Annotated in this window: 16 protein-coding genes; 3 read left to right on the top strand and 13 right to left on the bottom strand. The window is 34.5% G+C overall.

Annotated features, from left to right (window positions below; genetic code table 11):
• Positions 1–106: 106 nt before the first annotated feature.
• Together Q5O73_RS03205 and Q5O73_RS03200 are read right to left on the bottom strand one after the other, a co-directional pair.
• Positions 107–1,159 carry an aldose epimerase family protein gene (locus Q5O73_RS03205; protein ID WP_302669022.1) on the bottom strand — a complete coding sequence of 351 codons (1,053 nt, stop codon included), beginning with the start codon at positions 1,157–1,159 and terminating at the stop codon, positions 107–109.
• A 4-nt stretch (positions 1,160–1,163) separates the two neighbouring features.
• A complete protein-coding gene (locus Q5O73_RS03200; protein ID WP_302669021.1) occupies positions 1,164–2,159 on the bottom strand; it encodes a LacI family DNA-binding transcriptional regulator in 996 nt (331 codons plus the stop codon).
• 161 nt (positions 2,160–2,320) lie between these two features.
• Here Q5O73_RS03200 and Q5O73_RS10630 point away from each other — a divergent pair, with 161 nt between their 5' ends.
• The 3 genes from Q5O73_RS10630 to galT all read left to right on the top strand — a co-directional run bounded on the left by Q5O73_RS10630 (position 2,321) and on the right by galT (position 5,088).
• Positions 2,321–2,668: a galactokinase family protein gene (locus tag Q5O73_RS10630; RefSeq protein WP_368076735.1), complete on the top strand. Its 348-nt coding sequence runs from the start codon at positions 2,321–2,323 to the stop codon at positions 2,666–2,668.
• A gap of 111 nt (positions 2,669–2,779) precedes the next feature.
• A complete protein-coding gene (locus Q5O73_RS10625) occupies positions 2,780–3,604 on the top strand; it encodes a galactokinase (protein ID WP_368076734.1) in 825 nt (274 codons plus the stop codon).
• On the top strand, positions 3,598–5,088 hold the full coding sequence (gene galT / locus Q5O73_RS03190) for a UDP-glucose--hexose-1-phosphate uridylyltransferase (protein ID WP_302669020.1): 1,491 nt from the start codon (positions 3,598–3,600) through the stop codon (positions 5,086–5,088). Before Q5O73_RS10625 ends, galT begins: the two co-directional genes overlap by 7 nt.
• A gap of 73 nt (positions 5,089–5,161) precedes the next feature.
• On the opposite strand, the gene Q5O73_RS03185 is transcribed toward galT, so the two are convergent.
• From Q5O73_RS03185 to Q5O73_RS10620, 11 genes are all read right to left on the bottom strand, one after another.
• Positions 5,162–5,725 (bottom strand): DUF6553 family protein, encoded by a 564-nt coding sequence (locus Q5O73_RS03185; RefSeq protein ID WP_021952149.1) that lies wholly within the window; start codon positions 5,723–5,725, stop codon positions 5,162–5,164.
• Positions 5,726–5,743: 18 nt separating this feature from the next.
• Positions 5,744–6,784: a galactose ABC transporter substrate-binding protein gene (locus tag Q5O73_RS03180; protein ID WP_021952148.1), complete on the bottom strand. Its 1,041-nt coding sequence runs from the start codon at positions 6,782–6,784 to the stop codon at positions 5,744–5,746.
• Complete coding sequence (locus Q5O73_RS03175) at positions 6,777–7,745, bottom strand: substrate-binding domain-containing protein (protein WP_302669019.1); 969 nt, start codon at positions 7,743–7,745, stop codon at positions 6,777–6,779. The genes Q5O73_RS03180 and Q5O73_RS03175 overlap by 8 nt, the downstream gene beginning before the upstream one ends.
• Positions 7,732–9,609, bottom strand: coding sequence for a sensor histidine kinase (locus Q5O73_RS03170; protein WP_368074793.1), 1,878 nt, complete (start codon positions 9,607–9,609; stop codon positions 7,732–7,734). The genes Q5O73_RS03175 and Q5O73_RS03170 overlap by 14 nt, the downstream gene beginning before the upstream one ends.
• An 11-nt stretch (positions 9,610–9,620) precedes the next feature.
• Positions 9,621–11,225, bottom strand: a complete 1,605-nt coding sequence (locus Q5O73_RS03165; RefSeq protein WP_118589223.1) for a response regulator — start codon at positions 11,223–11,225, stop codon at positions 9,621–9,623.
• A 166-nt stretch (positions 11,226–11,391) separates the two neighbouring features.
• Positions 11,392–13,044: a branched-chain amino acid ABC transporter permease gene (locus Q5O73_RS03160; protein ID WP_021952144.1), complete on the bottom strand. Its 1,653-nt coding sequence runs from the start codon at positions 13,042–13,044 to the stop codon at positions 11,392–11,394.
• A gap of 18 nt (positions 13,045–13,062) precedes the next feature.
• The gene (locus Q5O73_RS03155) at positions 13,063–14,571 is read right to left on the bottom strand and encodes a sugar ABC transporter ATP-binding protein (protein WP_021952143.1); all 1,509 of its coding nucleotides are present in this window, start codon (positions 14,569–14,571) and stop codon (positions 13,063–13,065) included.
• An 84-nt stretch (positions 14,572–14,655) separates the two neighbouring features.
• Positions 14,656–15,927 (bottom strand): substrate-binding domain-containing protein, encoded by a 1,272-nt coding sequence (locus Q5O73_RS03150; protein ID WP_021952142.1) that lies wholly within the window; start codon positions 15,925–15,927, stop codon positions 14,656–14,658.
• 260 nt (positions 15,928–16,187) lie between these two features.
• Positions 16,188–17,180 (bottom strand): aldo/keto reductase, encoded by a 993-nt coding sequence (locus Q5O73_RS03145; protein WP_302669018.1) that lies wholly within the window; start codon positions 17,178–17,180, stop codon positions 16,188–16,190.
• 228 nt (positions 17,181–17,408) lie between these two features.
• Positions 17,409–17,957 carry a stage V sporulation protein T gene (spoVT, locus tag Q5O73_RS03140; RefSeq protein WP_186839905.1) on the bottom strand — a complete coding sequence of 183 codons (549 nt, stop codon included), beginning with the start codon at positions 17,955–17,957 and terminating at the stop codon, positions 17,409–17,411.
• Between the two features lie 238 nt (positions 17,958–18,195).
• The coding region (locus Q5O73_RS10620; protein ID WP_368076736.1) for a rubredoxin-like domain-containing protein at positions 18,196–18,354 on the bottom strand (159 nt) is incomplete at its 5' end.

Genomic DNA, 18,354 nt, shown 5'->3' with positions numbered 1-18,354 from the left:
TAATTATCTTGATTATTAATGAGATTCTTCTCTCATCATCTATAAAGTTTATACTCTATTTAATATCCTTTGTCAAGGAAAACTGCCTATTTTATGGGGTTTTCCCTTATTTCTGCCTTGTGTAAAATTTCATCTGTATATTCAAATGATACTCATCATCAGGCAACAATATTCCCGATTTGAAATTCCTTTCATTTATGTGATTTGGAAAATATTGAGGTTCTAAGCAAAAAGCTTCTCTTTTCTGATATATTGCCCCATTTTTCCCTGATTCATTCTCCACAAAGTTTGCAGTATATAACTGTATTCCCGGAGTGTCTGCATATAATTCCATTACAATTCCCGACTTATCGCCATAAACTGTGGCTGCCTTTACTAACTCATTGCCTTCTTTATCTATAACAAAATTATGGTCATATCCACTTCCAAATGCCAGCTGTTCATCCTGACAGTGAATATCCTTTCCTATGTTTTTTCCCTTTGTAAAATCAAATGGTGTACCCTGTACGTTTCTAATTTCACCGGTAGGTATGGATTCTTTTGACTTCACCGGGGTAAAATATTTTCCATTTAGTTTTAGTACATGATTATATATACTGCCACTGCTATGACCATTTAAGTTGTAGTAGGAATGATTTGTAAAATTTGCCACTGTTGTTTTATCTGTTTTTGCCTTATATGACAGCTTAAGGGTGTTATCATCTAACAGTGTATATGTAAGGATAATCTCCATATTTCCGGGAAATCCCTGTTCCATATCCCTGCTTAATATCTTGAAAGATATGCTGTTTTCATTTTCTTCCCCGCATTTTTCCCACATTTTATGGGCAGTGCAGTTTTTTCCGCTATGAAGATTATTTTTTCCATCATTAGCTTCAAGTTTGTACTCTACACCCTCTATCCCGCATTTAGCATCTGATATTCTGTTGGCATTTCTACATACGTTTGCTCCAAAAAATGTATCAGAATTTTCATATTCCGCCCCACTGTCGTAGCCTAAAACCACATCCGTTAAAACATTATTTTTATCCTTAACTTCTATGGAAACCAAAGTTGCCCCAAAATCCGTGACTTTCACTTTCATTCCATTTTTGTTTTCCAACGTATATAACGTTGCAACTGTATTGTCTGATACCCTTCCAAACTCTTCTTTTTTCATTTTACTATTTTACCTTTCCACAGCTTTTTCTATTAACAAGTTTACATGCCATTTTTATTCTAATGGGTGCATTACGGCTTAAATTGGAATTTGCGAACAAAATATTTACACCATATTGTCCCATTTCATATGCAGGAGCATGTACCGTGGCAAGCTCCGGTGTGGAATAACGACATATGTCTGAATCATCAAATCCCATAACTGACACCTTTTCCGGTACATTAATTTTATAATCTCCCAGTGCCTTTATGGCTCCTATGGCAATCTGGTCGCTGGCTGCAAATACCCCGGTAGGCAAGTCTCCGGATTTTATTATTTCCTCCATCATTTCATAGCCTGAATCTACGGAATACATACCTGTTTTTAACCATTTTTCGTATTCATATCCACGACTTTCACAAAATTCACAGTAATATCTTTTTCTGTCATCTTCAAATTCCGTATTTTCATCCAGATATTCCATTCCTCCTAAAAATGCCACCTGTTTATGTCCCAATTCTTCAAAATATTCCATAACATCATAAACAGCCTTTTTAAAGTCCATTGTAATGGAAGATGCCAGATAATTTTTAACAGGCATATCCAAAAATACTATATTATCTGTTATTTCTATTAATTCCTTTATTTCAATATCACTGAATTTTCCAATGCATATTAGTCCGTCGACACTTTCTAACTGTTCCAGGTAATTAACATCAGTTTTAAAGGTTCTTACTATTTCCACGCTGTTTTTCAGGCAAAAATCTTCTACACCTCTTCTAATATCTAAGTAATAACTGTCCTCCATTTCCTGCTTTGGTGAAAACCATTGTAAAATTCCCAGTTTAAACAGGGCTTTGCTGGCTTTGGGTATTTTTTTATACCCCAGCTTCTTTGCCACTTTCATTACTTTCCGTTTAGTTTCTAATGAAGCTGATAATGTAGGATCATTGTTAAGTATTCTTGACACTGCCGATACACTTACTCCTGATTTTTCAGCTATATCCTTAATCCTTGCCATATATAACCTCCACGTTATGTATTACATCTTTTACAAGTATATATTATTTTTATAAATTTTACTAGTTTTTTTAAAAATTTAGTAAATATTTTCGTGAAAGTGTTGATTTTTTACTAAATTTATTATATATTTACTAAAAATGATAGATTCGGAGGTACAAAATGATTAACTCAGGAGAAATATTAAGAAAATTTGAAAATAAAGAATTTGACGATGTATTGATAAAGCTTTACCCGGACAATAGGGAAGCCATTAATTATCAGAGAAAACGTTATACTGATATGATTAATAAAAGTATTTCTTTGTTTGGTGACACAGACGTTGAAATATACAGTGCTCCAGGAAGAACGGAAGTAGGCGGTAATCATACAGACCACCAGCATGGCGAGGTTCTTGCTGCTTCCATCAATCTTGATGCCATAGCTATAGTTTCTAACAATTCCCATAATAAGATTAATATATATTCCATAGGATATGCACCTATAGAAATTGATTTAAATAATATTTAATACAACAAAGAGGAAGAAGGCACTACAACTTCCATTATTAAAGGGGTATTAAATGGTTTTACTAATCACGGCTTTAAAATCGGAGGATTTAACGCCTGCATAACCAGTGATGTGTTAAACGGTGCAGGTCTTTCATCTTCTGCTGCATTTGAAACCCTTATAGGCACTATTCTTTCAGGGCTTTTTAACAACATGACTATTTCTCCTGTGGATATTGCCATTATCGGTCAGTATGCTGAAAATCAGTTTTTTGGAAAACCTTGCGGATTAATGGATCAGATGGCATGTTCAGTAGGTAATTTTGTTCACATTAATTTCAAGAATCCGGAAAAACCTGTTATAGAACAGGTTAATTTTGACCTGAATAAAGAGGGATATTCTCTTTGTATCGTGGACACAAAGGGTTCCCATGCTGATTTAACAGATGATTATGCCAGCATTCCTTATGAAATGAAGGAAGTTGCCGCTGCCATGGGTAAAAATTTGTTAGGTGAAATAAATAGCGAGGAATTTTTTAATGAAATTCCCGTGCTTTCTAAAAAAGTCAGTTCAAGAGCAATTCTTAGGGCAATTCATTTCTTTAACGAAAACAGACGTGTTCAGGTTGAAAGTAAGGCATTAAAGAATTACGAGTTTGAGGAATTTTTGCACACTGTAAAGGAATCCGGAGATTCTTCTTATAAACTTCTTCAAAATATTTATTCTCCAAAGGATGCCACAAATCAGCCTATTTCCCTGGCACTTACCCTTACGGAAAACTTTTTGGGTGATGACGGTGTGTGCCGTGTTCACGGCGGTGGATTTGCCGGAACCATTCAGGTTTTCGTAAAAAACAGTATTGTTGATGAATATAAAAAATATATAGAAAAAGTTTTTGGAACTGATTCCTGTCATATTTTATCCATTAGAAACGTGGGAGGTACCAAAGTATGTTAGATACATATATTAAACAATTAGTTACTTACGGAATAAGGAAAGATTTAATTAAAGAGGCGGATAAATATTACTGCATAAATACTATTATTTCATTATATAACAGGGATTATTTTTCAAATCCTGATATAGATAATGACCTTCCCTCTCTTAATGAAATACTTAAGTCTTTAACTGATATTGCAGTAGAAAAAAATCTCATACCTGACAGCATAACCTACAGGAATTTATTTGATACTAAATTAATGGGTTGTATCACTCCTATGCCTTCACAGGTTCAGGAGAATTTTAAAAAGCATTATGAAATATCCCCTAAAGCTGCAACAGATTTTTACTATAATTTCAGTTGCAATACTAATTATATTCGTTTAGACAGAATTGCAAAAGACTTAAAGTGGAAAGTTAATTCTGATTACGGAGAATTAGACATTACCATTAATTTATCCAAACCTGAAAAAGATCCTAAGGCAATTGCTGCTGCAAAGAATGTTAAGTCCTCTGACTATCCTAAGTGTTTTCTTTGTAAGGAAAATGAGGGCTATGCAGGTCATGTAAACCACCCTGCCCGGGAAAATCACAGGATTATTCCCTTAACTCTTAATGGTACCCCGTGGTATCTTCAATACTCCCCTTATGTGTACTACAATGAACACTGTATTGTGTTTAATGGTGAGCATGTTCCTATGAAGATAGACAAATCCACCTTTGTAAAGCTTTTTGACTTTGTTAAAATGTTTCCTCACTATTTTATTGGTTCTAATGCAGACCTTCCAATTGTTGGAGGCTCCATACTAAGCCATGACCATTTTCAGGGAGGAAATTATACTTTTGCCATGGCAAAGGCTTCATCCTTATATTCATTTAATGTAGAGGGATACCCTAATGTTTCCTGTGACATATTAAAATGGCCTTTATCAGTGATACGACTTACTTCAGATTCCACTGAAGATATTATAGACTTAGCTGAACACATTCTTAATAAATGGCGTAGTTACACTGACAGTGATGCTTATATTTTTGCCAAAACAGACAACGGGCTTCACAATACCATTACCCCAATTGCCCGTTTTAGAGATGGTAAATATGAGCTGGATTTAACTCTCAGAAATAATATTACCACTAAAGAGCATCCCCTTGGATTATATCACCCTCATGAAGAGCTACACCATATTAAAAAAGAAAATATCGGGCTTATAGAAGTAATGGGACTGGCAGTTCTTCCATCAAGGCTTAAAGAGGAAATGAATCTGCTGGCAAATTATATAATAAATGAAAAGGACATTTCCTCAAATAGTCACATAGCAAAACATGAAAAATGGGTCAAAGACATTCTGACCCATAGAAATGACATAACATGTGATAATATATTTTCCGTTTTACAGGATGAAATAGGAAAAGTTTTCATAAAAGTTTTAGAAGATGCCGGTGTTTATAAGTGTACCCCTGACGGACTTACATCCTTTAAAAAATTTATAAACACCTTATAATATCCTCCCGGAACTATCCTTTTAAATGCTTTTTATATTAATTTAAGGGATAGTTCCTTCTCATAAACAAATTTTATTTTGTAAGAAAATGTTCCCTGTTAGGGTACTTTTCTCTGTATGCAGATAAGGCTGCATTCTGAAAAATCTCAAATTCCCTGTCTAAGTGAAACATATGAGGGGTATAAAAGGCAATTGCACTTATTTGTTCAGCAATCTTTTTTGCCACTCCTTCATCAGATAATTGCCCCAGACCAAACACAGCAGATGTAAATCCCCTTCCGTTTTTACTGGTTTCTATAAACTTTAAAAATACATTTTTCATTTCAAGAAACAAAATTTCCTGCTCCTTAGTGCTTCTTTCACAGGCATTAAACAGGTATAATCCATTGATAATTTCATATAGCTCTTTCTTTTTGCTTCCCCCTATATCCATTGCATTTCTTTCAGACAGACTTTTCATCTGCATAAGATAACCCATAAACAAATCTTTCTTAGGCTTTCTTTTTCCGTACCTGGCAATCCATAATTTTTCCATAAAAAGCCCTATTTCATCTTCTAATTTATGGTCATTTAAAATTTCCAGTCTTGCTTCCGGGTCTGTTTCATTATAAAACTCCCTAATCCATGTATCCTCCATATAAATCTCCTGTGCTCCTTATCTTCCTATAAAACTATCTACACTATCAATATCTACCTTTTTATACTGGGAAACATAATATTTGCCCTGATTTAAGTTGTGACCTTGCAAACTGTTTCCTTTAAAAACATCAACCACTAATTTTGCTATTTCCATAGCCTGGTCTTCTTTATCGTTGTACACTGTTCCCTGCATTTTCCCGTTTTTTATTGCCTCTAAAGCATCCTCTAATCCGTCAATTCCAAATATTATAGGCATCTCTTTCTTTCCGTACCCCGATTTTTTGTATGCGGCAACGGCTCCTAATGCCATCTCATCATTATTGGAAATAATCAGTTCTATTCTGTTTTTATACTGACTTATTAACTGGGTAACTCTGTTTTCCGCCTGACCTCTGTTCCAATCTGCAAACTGATAGCTTAATTTCTCCAAGTCAATTCCATTTTGTATAATTGTCTTTACTGAGCAATCTGTTCTGCTTATGGCATCCTGATGTCCTGCTTCACCCTCTAATAAAACATATTGTATTTTGCCGTCTTTATTTTTATCCACATCCGGATGTTTCGCCAAATAATCTGCAACGATTTCTCCCTGCATAACTCCTGACTGCTCTGCAGCACAACCAACATAATATAGCTTGTCCCACTGCATAAGATCTTCCCTTACAGGCTCACGGTTAAAGAAAATTATAGGTATGTTATTTTGTCTGGCAAGCTTAATAATCTTCCCCGGTGCAGTTCTGTCCACCAAATTGACACACATTATATCGCATCCTGCATCTATCATTTCTTCAACTAATTCATTTTGATTTCTCTGGTCATCATCGCCATTTCTTCCTGACACAATTATCTTCATGTCATCACTTTCCATGGCCTTTAAATCTTCCTTAACCTTTTCTACCATTGCATTTATAAAAGGATCATCCTGAGTATATGTAACTATACCCACCTTTAAAAAGTCATCTCTGCTTTTTTTCTTCTGACTACATCCTGTAGCGGTACATATAAGTACAATTCCCATTACAAATGCAATAACTGCCTTCTTATTTATTTTACTCATAAGAATATAAAAACCTTTCCATTTCATCAGTAAATAAATCTTTCTGATAAATTACTTTTACCTTAACATTGTAACTTTTCATTTCATAAAATAATTTGTTAAGCTTTTTAGAAATTTCCATAACACTTCTATAACCTATATCATAACTATCAATAGCAACAATACAATTTACATTTCCGTTATCTAACAAACTTATGGATTTTTCGCTGCTGCCTATACCGTATATCTGTGCCCCATTGTACACCCCGTTTTCACTGTTTGCTCCCAATTCATCTAAGGAATAATTGTCCATTGCCACCAGATAATCTACCTTTGATTTGGTTTTCACAATGCTGCAAATATCCTGGTCCCGTATTCCACTGTAAGTCCATGCCACCTTAATATCTGAATCTTCTATGGCATCCATAAAACCTTTGTATGTGTTGACAGTTTTTTCTTTTTCGTGCTGGTCTAAAATAACTCCTATTTCCTTTGTTTTTCCTCTGGCTGAATCATTAACAATGCTTTCTCCTAACTTGTAACCAATTTTATAATTGTCAGGCTTAATTACAGGATAACCCGATTTTTCCCCGTCATCTCCCATAAAAGCATCTTCCACTATAAATATAAATGGAATATCGCCACAGATTTTCTTTATTTCATTTTTTGTGTTTGATCCGGGAGCCGGACAGATAATAAATCCCTCTGCCCCATTGTCAATCTGTTCTTTCATCAGTTCCTTTTCGTCCTGAAAGCTATAAATATCATCTGTGTTACATATAATTAAATGTAAGTTATTAACTTTTGCCGCACTTTTTAAACCATTTATTAACGAATCCCAGTTTTTATCACCGGAATTTTCCACAATAACTGCAATCTTTTTTTCCGGTGTTTCATGGTCAAATATTCTATATGTGAATAATACTGCCAACATACACAATATTATTTCCGTAATGAGAAAGGCCATCTTATTTTTTTTCATTTTCATCCTTCCTTCCTATGTTTTGATTTTCCAGATTTTTTCTGTTTTCTTCATTAAAAGGAATTGCAGGTATGTGAATGGTAACTTTTGTTCCTTCGTCTGCTTCACTTTCTACACTTAAGCCATATTGGTCTCCAAACATTAATTTAATCCTTGAATGAACGTTTATAACCCCTACTCCTGAACCATGCTTAGGGGTTTTACTATTATCCTTAAGTATATTCTCAACTACTTCCTCTCTCATTCCCATTCCGTTATCTTCCACGGTTATAAATATATCATCATTTATTTTTTTACCTGTAACAACTATTTCGCCGTCATCTATATCAATGTCTCCCACACCATAATATATGGCGTTTTCCAGTATCGGCTGTATAACAAGTTTGACAATACAATAGTCGTTAATTTCATCATCCACGTCAAATCTGATTTTGAATCTTTCCTTATACCTTACCATCTGTATATTCATATAGCTTTTGCTATGCTGTAATTCATCGGATATTTTAATTATGGTTCTTCCCTTTGACAAACTTATTCTAAGTAACTTGGCAAGCTCAGAAATCATAAATACCGCTTCTTTGTTTTTGCCGGCTTCAACCATCCATGTGATGGACTCCAATGTATTATATAAGAAATGAGGATTAATCTGGCTTTGTAGGGCATCCATTTCACTTTTTCTTCGTTCATTTTGCTGTCTTATGATTTCCTTCATTAAGTCCTCAATTTGCTCATAGGATTTTTGTACTGAATATCCTAAATCCCTGATTTCCGAGGAACCTCCAATGTATATTCTGTTTTTACCCCCTGCCTCGTAGGATTTTACTGAATCATTAAGATTTAATATAGGTCTGGATATTTTTCCCGATACTATTTTGTTTACCACAAGAAGCATCATGATTAAGAAAATAATGGTTATGATAACGTAATACCTGAATTTATTTATGCTTATTGTCTGAATTTTATCAGGAACCACACCCACAACTTTCCATCCTGTATAGGCAATACTACTTATAATATAGTTTGCCCTGCCTCCATTGAGATTTAATTCATAGGTTCCATCTTCATAGCCTGCAATCCGGGTACTGTCTTCCGAAATAATTCCCCTGTCTATTTCCACCTTTCTTGGATGATAAATTAATTCTCCATCGCTGTTGCACAAATAATAATATATTCCATTTGTATCTTCATTAATTCTATCTAAAGCTTCTTCTATAATGGAATACTTCATATCTATAAGTAAGACACCACTAACCGGCGTTTCCCCATCATTAATATCTACGGAACGGCTTAGGGATACCACCCGGTAATATTTAAAAGCTCCGTCGGTAAATAAATTCTGTATGTGGGGTGTGGAAAAATGGATGTTTTCAATTTCATCTGTGGCATTGGAAAACCAATCCTGTTGTTTTACATGGGCATTTTCTTTCTCTGATGCTACAGGTTCAGCTGCAATAAGCTTTCCGGAAGTATCATATAATGCCATACTTTGTATTTTGTCCGAATTAATTTCATATAATAAACTAAACTCTTTATTAAGCATTTGGTCTGATACATCATATTGCTGAACAATATTATAATTTGCCACATTTGAGATCTGCCTAATTTCAAGAAGGTCTCCGTCTATTTTATCTACTACACTATCTATAATGTCTTCTGCACCGGACACAGAGGTTTCTTCCGCTGAAATCTTAAATCTGTTATAAATAAGCAGTCCCATAATTATAGTAGTAATAATCGTTAATGTGGTTAAAACTGCCATAATAATAGACTGAATATCAAATCTCACCGTTCCTTCACGAAAAGACCTTATGCCGCCTTTTTTATTTTTCCCGTCTGCTTTTTTTATTTTATCCACTATTGCCATATTTCCCGTAATTATTTACCTAATTTCTCATTTCTATATTTAGATGGAGATACTCCATATTTTTTCTTAAATACATAACTGAAGTAATTGGCGTCGGTATATCCCACCATTTCAGCTATTTTGTAGCTTTTTTCATTTGTATCCATTATTAATCCTGCAGCAATTTCCATTCGGTAATCTGTAAGATATGTAACAAAGGACTTACCTACTTCCTTTTTAAACACAGATGAAAAATATGAATTTGATACTCCCATTAAAGAACATACTTTATCTAAGGATAAATCCGGTTCCATATATCTGTCCCTTACTATGTTCTTTCCGTCATTTACTAAACTCATTGACTTGCTGTTTCGGACACTTTTTAATTTCCCGCTTACACCTAATGAACAGTCAATTAACCATGATTCCAAGGTGTTTTCGTCCATTTGGGGAACATTTTCATAAGGATTATCTATTCCATTTAAAAAGTCGTTAAAGTCCATAAAGTTGTTGGCACAAAATCTGTAAAATGCCCCTACCATTTCCATTATTACTAAATTGTACTGGCTGACTGTATTAGCATTTTTGTGTAATTTTTCTATTTCCCTGCTAACTGCATCTTCTATGGATTTACTGTTTCCTAAATATATTGCCTTAAATAAATCATGCATTTTTGAATCTTCTGACTGTATAGTCATGTTTTGCTCATTAGGTGCAATTTCTTCTATATTAATTGCCCTGTTGGTTCCATATAAAACCCTGTATGATACTGCCTCTCTTGCTCCTTCATAAGAACTGTTTATGTTTAATATATTATCACACATTCTGCCTATACCTGCTGTAACCACGGCACCGATAACCCTGTTTACCCATTTGCAGAATTTGTCACAAATATCCGTAAATTCCACCATTTTTTCTTTAGAACTTAATTCTACAATTAATAACGTATTTCCTAAATAAATAAATTCCCTGCAATTTAGTCTTTCGGCAATTCTTTCCTTTATTTCCCTTTCAACAGACATAGACAGTAACAAAGGTTCCATATTTTCAGGAACATTATGGGTAGATGTATGGAAAATCGCACAACAATAATATGGCCCCCTAAAATCAATTTTATAGGAATCCACAAATTTTGAATATTCCCCTTCATCAACTCTTCCTTCAATTAATGAAACAAATAAATTGGTCTGAAGTATTGGGAGTACATCATTAAAATAATTCTCAAGTTTCTGAACATTTAATTTTTCTTCTCTTTCTACATCTAATGAATTTTTTACCCTTTTTAAACATTCAGTTAATTCCTGGGAATTGATGGGTTTTAACATATATTCTTCAACCTCAAGATGAACTGCTTCCTTTGCATATTCAAATTCATCAAATCCCGTAAATATAATAATGTGAATATTTCTGTAATCATCATTAAGCCTTTTAGATAACTCAAGGCCATCCATATAAGGCATCTTAATGTCAGTAATAACCACATCCGGCTGTGTCTTTTCAACAAGCTCTAATGCCTTTACTCCATTAGTTGCACTGCCAACTACCTGAAATCCCAGCTGGTCCCAGGCTATTTTTTGTTTAATTACATCAATAACTTCTTCTTCATCATCTACTAGAATGACCTTATATTTATCCATAATACTTTCCTTATTTAATAGTTATTTTATCCTGTATTTCTATTTAATTATTATAACAAACAATTAAATCAAATAAAATAATTAATGCTAAAATCGTCCTAACTGCCCTTAGACAATTAGAACGACTTTTAGCATTTATCATTTAAAAAATTTTATTACTTTTCCATTATTTCTTCTGTACATATTTAAGGCAGTCAAGTGTTACTGCTGCAAGAATAATGATTCCTTCAAAAATAAACTGAAGGTTTGTATCAATTCCAAGAATTGTAAGTGAATATGTAAGAGATGTAAATATAAGAACACCTGTTACAACACCTGAGATTTTACCAATACCACCTGTAAATGAAACACCACCTACTACGCAGGCTGCAATGGCATCCATATCCCATCCTTGTCCGTAAGCTGCACTACCGGAACCAACCATTCTGTTACATTCAAGCCATGAACCGAATCCATAAAGGATACCTGCAAGAATGAAAGCTCCCATTGTAACTTTAAATACTGATATACCGGAAACTGATGCTGCTTCAGGGTTTCCACCTACTGCAAATAAGTTCTTTCCAAAGGTTGTCTTATTCCAGATAAACCATACAACTGCTATTGCAACTACTGCCCACAAAATAATTGTTGGGAATCCTCCCAGCTGTGGAATAAATATATTTGGAATTGCCGGATCAATGGCACCAAATGAAACACCCTTTGTTGCATAAGTTACAAGACCAAATATAATAAGCATGTTAGCCATAGTTGATATAAACGGATGCATCTTAAACTTCGCCATAAAGAAACCTGCAATCATTGCAAAGCATGTTGTAAGAATAATACAAACAACTAAAGCAAATACTGCTCTTCCAGCAGGTGCCATATTGGAGAAATCAAATATATGTCCGAATACACCACCTGTGTTAATGCCATTATGCATTATAATTGTTGAAGCAACCATGCCCATACCAACCATACGTCCAACAGAAAGGTCTGTTCCTGTTAAAAGAATCAATCCTGCAACTCCAAGGGCTAAGAACATTCTTGGTGATGCCTGCTGTAAAATATTAAGTATGTTTGTGTATGTAAGAAGCTGTGTATTTTTAACTACCGGTGTAATTGCACATAATGCAATAAAAATCAAAATAATTACAATATACAAACCGTTTTTGTATAAAAACTGTGATAAATTAAATGTATATTTATAATTCTCCATTCTCTGCTGCATCTTCTGGGCAAATGTATACTTTGATGTACGCAGCAAATCAATTAAATGATACTTATGCATATATGCATCATGTTTTCTGTCTTTAATTTCCTGACATTTTGATTCATGAGTCATCTTAGCATCATATAATTTATTTTTATAAACATATTTTTCGTCTTTAATTTCTTCTGAATCTGATAATTTGCTTAAAGCAGCTTCATGTTCCTTTTTTAATTCAGCACAAACTTTTTCATAATTTGTTTTTTCAACTGCTTTTTCACTTTCACAACTAGCTGAAACTTTACTGTAATACTGGCTGTCATAATTTTTTGAAAGATATTCTTCTGCCTGGGCAATAAGCTTTGAAACTTCATTCTTGTTTGAGCTTTCAACTGCCTTTGCCTTTTCTAAAGCCTTTTTGTCACTTTCAATAATTTTTGCCTTTTCTTCTTTAGTTAAATTCTTGTTTTCCTTTACAATTGCCATGTGGTTCTTTAAACTTCTGACTTTATCTGAACCATCTGCACGTAAGGAATCTATTTGTTTCTGTATTTTTCCAACATATTCATCTATCGGCTTAAGAAGCTTTTGTTCTTCATCAACCGAAAGAATAACACCTTTCTCTGCCATATTAAATACTCCTCTCTCCTACAAATATTTAGCACTAAGCCTTAATAATTCTTCCTGATTTGTTTCATTTGTATTAACTATTCCTGCAAGATGTCCATTAGACATTACGCCAATACGATTTGTGATTCCTAATATCTCCGGCATTTCAGATGAAACAACTATTATTGTTTTTCCCTGTTTAGCCATATTAATAATCAACTCATATATTTCATATTTTGCGCCAACGTCAATACCTCTGGTAGGATCATCCATCATAAATACATTTGGTGAACGTTCAAGCCATTTACCAAATATTGCTTTTTGCTGATTTCCTCCTGAAAGATTTGAAATCATATCATCAGGTCCCATACACTTGGTGTGCATTACCTTTATTTCCTCTGCTGTTGCACGAACCATGTCATCCTTTGATAAAGCAATGCCTCTCTTATAATGATTCATGTTTGCAATGGTAGTATTAAATGTAATATCTCCTTTTAAGAAAAGACCGTTTGCTTTTCTTTCTTCCGTTATTAAAGCAAATCCATGATCCATGGCATCTTTAGGTGATGAAAAATTCATTACTTTTCCATCATACATTATATTACCTGCTGCTCGTGTTCTGACACCAAATATAGTTTCAAGGAGTTCTGTACGACCGGCTCCAACTAAACCGTATAATCCAAATATTTCACCTTTTCTTATATCAAAAGAAATATTTTGAAGTTTTGGTGCATATTTTGTAGAAAGATTTTCCACTGAGAAAATCACTTCTCCCGGTTTGTTGTCTACAGGTGGGAATCTGTTATCTAAGGAACGACCAACCATAGCCGATATCAGCTCATTCATATTTGTATCTTTGCTGTCCTTAGTCATTACCAGACTTCCATCTCGTAAAACAGAAATTTCATCACATATCTCAAAAATTTCGTCCATCTTATGAGATATATATATTAATGAAATTCCCTGACTTTTTAGTTGTCTCATCATTTTAAACAGCTTTTCTACTTCCGGTGCTGTTAATGATGATGTAGGCTCGTCAAGTACGATTACCTTTGAATTATATGAAATAGCCTTTGCAATTTCACACATCTGTCTCTGGGACACAGACATTTTCTTCATTGGCTGTGTCATATTAACAGTTATTCCTAATTTTCTAAATAAATCGGAAGCTTCTTTTTTCATTCTTCCTTCGTCAACCATGCCTAATGAGTTTTTAGGATATCTGCCTAAAAACAGGTTGTCAACAACGCTTCTTTCGAGGCACTGATTAAGTTCCTGATGAACCATGGCAACCCCGTTCTCAAGAGCATCTTTTGGACCGGAAAAATTAACTTCCCTTCCGTCTAATATTATTGTTCCTTCGTCCTTTTGATAGGTTCCGAAGAGACATTTCATCATTGTCGATTTACCTGCTCCATTTTCACCCATAAGGCCCATTATTGATCCCGGTTTAACATTCAAATTAATATGTTTCAGAACCTTATTTCGGCCGAATGATTTACTCATGCCGTTAATCGACAGGATGTATTCATTCTTATCTTCCACCATATCTACACTTCCTCTTTCTTTTTCAAAGAAGGGAGGCTTTATTTCGCCACCCTTCCTGTTAATTATTTCAATTTACCTTTAACTCTATTTTGAGAGAATTGATGTATATGAAGCTGCATTATCTGTTTTAACCATGTTAATTGCGAATGCATCATATTCACCCGGATTACCTAAACGGTTAGTAATATTTGATTCTGTCTGTCCGTCACCACCAATATAGTCTACCTTAAGGTTAAGAAGGTCATCATACTTTTCAAGTAATGGCTGGTATGTTGAGCTAAGGAAGTTGTCTGATGCATTGTAAATGTTAAGCCATACTTTCTTTTCTGCGCTCTTGCTTGAATCAAGCTTTTTTGAAACCTTGTCGTAAATCTTTGTTGAATCTGTAAAATCTTTGTAGTTGTCAGCTGTTACAGCAACGTTTAATGCGTAATATGATCTTTCTTCTTCGCTGTATCTGTAATCTTCATCCTTTGTAAGGCTGTTTCCTGCATCGTCAGGTGTTCCAATTCCTGTATCAATATCTACACCATCAAGTGCATTACGGAGAACTCTAAGTGTAAGGTATGCCTGAACATCAGCATGCTGTGAAATTGTTCCGCCGTATCCTTCTGCTATAGCTGCTACTGCATCGCTGTTAGCATCATATCCAAATGTTGGAACCTTGTTGTCCTTAGCCCATGCATTAAACATTGACATTCCCATACCATCATTATTTGATACAACTACATCAATCTGTTTGCCAAATGAAGCTGTCCATGTTCCAATGGCATTTCCTGCTGTTGCTGCATCCCATGTTGCACCGGCTGAATTCTTCATTTCCTGTGATGCTAACTCTCTGACTGTATATGTCTTTCCATTAACTTCCAAAGTTGCATCCTGTACAGCTTTTGATTTGCCGTCTACGTTGGTTCCTGCCGGTGATGAATCAACACTTCCGTCTTTCTTTACAGCTGTTCCGAGAGCTGTACGAACACCACATGTACGTGCGATTGAATCATTGTGTCCGATATCTCCGATGGCAAGAACATAACCGATTATTCCGTCTCCATTTCTATCGATTTTGTCGATGTTTGCCTTAATGTAATCTAATACCATCTGTCCCTGAAGTTCTGCACCCTGGTTAGCATCAAATCCTACATAATATGTATCTTTGTTGAAATTAAGTGCTGTTGTGTCAAGAGCGCCTGTGGAGCTGTTTGACGGCTGACGGTTAAACCAGCATAATGGCTTATCCTTATTTGCCACTGAACCGGTTGAAGTTCCTCCTGAACTTCCTCCTGATGATCCGCAGCCTACCATTGACATTCCAAGGGCTGCTGCAACTAAAACTGTTAAAAACTTTGATCTTCTCATCTTAATATTCCTCCTATTTGTTAATATTGTTGTTTTTTCCCTGTCTTTATTGACTAACTTTATTATAATTTCATTTCTTTTTAGAAAAAATAGAATATTTTTAGGTAAATTATCAAAATTTTACTGTTTTTTAATAATTTTTATAGATATTTTTACTAAAATCGTTTTTATGTTAAAGGTAAAAAAATAGTATTCATGAAACTAAAGTTTAAAAAGTCTTTAATTTCCGAATACTATTTTTTAGTTATTTATTATGCTAATTACATTAAACTTATATTATCAATAGCTTCTCTTTCTTCCTTGGAAAATTCTGTATTATTTATACATCCAATGTTATCAAGAATCTGTGACGGTCTTGAAGCTCCTATTAGCACGCTGGTAATATCACCATCTCTCAAAATCCATGATAATGCCATTTGCGCTAAAGTCTGTCCTCTTTTTGCTGCAATTTTTCTTAATGCCTTAACCCTGTTTATTTTTTCTTCAGTTATGGCATTTTCTTTAAGGAAACGTCCATCTGTACGGACACGACTGTCCTCAGGGATACCGTTAATATATCTGTCTGTTAATACTCCCTGCTCTAACGGACAGAATGTTATTACTCCTATTCCATTAGAAGCAGCATAATCTTTTAATCCGTCATTTTCTATTGTTCTGTCAAAAATGGAATATCTTCTCTGATTTATTATAAAAGGTGTTCCATATTCGTTAAACAGCTTAACAGCTTCCATGGTCTGTTCTCTATTGTAATTTGAAATGCCTATGTACAAAGCTTTACCGCTTTTTACAATTCCGTCTAAGGCTCTCACTGTTTCCTCTAAAGGCGTATTAGGATCAGGTCTGTGATGATAAAAAATATCAACATAATCCAGTCCCATTCTTTTAAGACTTTGATCAAGACTTGCCACAAGATATTTTTTACTTCCCCCATCACCGTAAGGTCCCTGCCACATACCGTATCCTGCCTTAGTAGAAACAATTATTTCATCTCTGTATGCATCAAGCCCTCTCTTTAATATTCTTCCAAAATTTTCTTCTGCCGCTCCTGCTACTGGTCCATAGTTATTAGCCAAATCAAAGTGAGTTATTCCATTGTCAAAGGCGGTATAGCACATTTCTGTCATGTTATCAAAATTTCCGTTAGAACCAAAGTTATGCCATAGTCCCAGAGAAACCTGTGGCAACATTAATCCACTGTTTCCGCACCTTGAATACTTCATTTTTTCATATCTTTTTTTATCTGCAATGTACATATTTTCATCCTTTCCGTGTAAATATACACTCCTGTCACGTTTATTATTAATGGTATTTTGTCACTTATAAATATTTTTGTCAATTTAATATTTTTTGCTGTTATCAATTATATTTTTTCAATTACTCCTTATTATTTATATTGCAAATAAAAGCCCGGAAACTGTTATTTACAATAGTATTTTCTAGTCTTTACTAGGTTTATAACAATTTCGGGCTTTTATAATATTTTATGCTTCCATCTGGCGTCCGAGAAATTCAGCCGCCACTCCTGCTAACTTCTGCTCCGTGACACTTACCTTCTGCTTTTCATCCTTTGAAAGAATGATTACGCTTCCTATTATGTCACCTTCACATATTATTGGATAAATAATCTGATCCATCTCAGGTGCTTCCATACCTTCAACTATTGGTATAGCCTTTTCAACTCCATTTTCTGTGGTAAGATTTTCCCTTGCTTCTAAGAGATTTTCTAATTCCTTACTAATTCCTCTGCCTATTAATTCCTTTTTGGTTCCTCCTGCTACGGCAATTACCTGATCTCTGTCAGTTATCACTATACGATATCCTGACACCTGTGCAAGACTTTCCGCATATTGCTTGGCAAAACTGTCAATTTCACCTATTGGAGAATATTTTTTCAGAATTATTTCTCCTTCTCTATTAGTAAAAATCTCCATGGGATCACCTTCTCTAATTCTAAGAGTCCGTCGGATTTCCTTAGGAACTACAACTCTTCCCAAATCGTCTATTCTTCTGACTATACCTGTTGCTTTCATATACCCACTTTTCCTCCATTATCAAATTTATAGTGATTTTGCTTTTTCTTATGTCTGGCAAAATCCCGTTTTGCTAAATAAAAGCTTTGGAGTTATTATGTGGAAAAATTAAGAAAATATTCTTTTATTCTACATATACTACTGTTGAATTTATGTTATTCTGTATCCTTAATATGTATAAATTCTTTTAGCATTTCCATATTAATGCATGTTGCAATATGCATAATCTCCTTCCACTTTAATAATTCTCTTCATGTACTTCAAAATAGCTCTGTGGATGATTACATACCGGACATACCTCCGGTGCCTTTGTTCCTACCACAATATGTCCACAGTTACGGCATTCCCATACCTTAACTTCACTCTTTTCAAACACCTGTGCAGTTTCAATATTCTT

Origin of the sequence: Eubacterium sp. AF15-50, from assembly GCF_934835595.1 — a bacterium.
In the GTDB taxonomy this organism is placed as follows: Bacteria; Bacillota; Clostridia; order Lachnospirales; family Lachnospiraceae; genus Eubacterium_G; species Eubacterium_G segne.
This window is presented reverse-complemented; position numbering and strand designations above follow the sequence as displayed.

Bases quoted from the DNA above. Each gene is read 5' to 3' on its own strand.
- Q5O73_RS03160 (WP_021952144.1), bottom strand. From the start codon at position 13,044: ATGGCAGAGAAAGGTGTTATTCTTTCGGTTGATGAAGAACAAAAGCTT.
- Q5O73_RS10630 (WP_368076735.1), top strand. From the start codon at position 2,321: ATGATTAACTCAGGAGAAATATTAAGAAAATTTGAAAATAAAGAATTT.
- Q5O73_RS03200 (WP_302669021.1), bottom strand. From the start codon at position 2,159: ATGGCAAGGATTAAGGATATAGCTGAAAAATCAGGAGTAAGTGTATCG.
- Q5O73_RS03175 (WP_302669019.1), bottom strand. From the start codon at position 7,745: ATGAAAAAAAATAAGATGGCCTTTCTCATTACGGAAATAATATTGTGT.
- Q5O73_RS03180 (WP_021952148.1), bottom strand. From the start codon at position 6,784: ATGAGTAAAATAAATAAGAAGGCAGTTATTGCATTTGTAATGGGAATT.
- Q5O73_RS03155 (WP_021952143.1), bottom strand. From the start codon at position 14,571: ATGGTGGAAGATAAGAATGAATACATCCTGTCGATTAACGGCATGAGT.
- Q5O73_RS03170 (WP_368074793.1), bottom strand. From the start codon at position 9,609: ATGGCAATAGTGGATAAAATAAAAAAAGCAGACGGGAAAAATAAAAAA.
- Q5O73_RS03150 (WP_021952142.1), bottom strand. From the start codon at position 15,927: ATGAGAAGATCAAAGTTTTTAACAGTTTTAGTTGCAGCAGCCCTTGGA.
- Q5O73_RS03145 (WP_302669018.1), bottom strand. From the start codon at position 17,180: ATGTACATTGCAGATAAAAAAAGATATGAAAAAATGAAGTATTCAAGG.
- Q5O73_RS03165 (WP_118589223.1), bottom strand. From the start codon at position 11,225: ATGGATAAATATAAGGTCATTCTAGTAGATGATGAAGAAGAAGTTATT.
- spoVT (WP_186839905.1), bottom strand. From the start codon at position 17,957: ATGAAAGCAACAGGTATAGTCAGAAGAATAGACGATTTGGGAAGAGTT.
- Q5O73_RS03205 (WP_302669022.1), bottom strand. From the start codon at position 1,159: ATGAAAAAAGAAGAGTTTGGAAGGGTATCAGACAATACAGTTGCAACG.
- Q5O73_RS03185 (WP_021952149.1), bottom strand. From the start codon at position 5,725: ATGGAGGATACATGGATTAGGGAGTTTTATAATGAAACAGACCCGGAA.
- galT (WP_302669020.1), top strand. From the start codon at position 3,598: ATGTTAGATACATATATTAAACAATTAGTTACTTACGGAATAAGGAAA.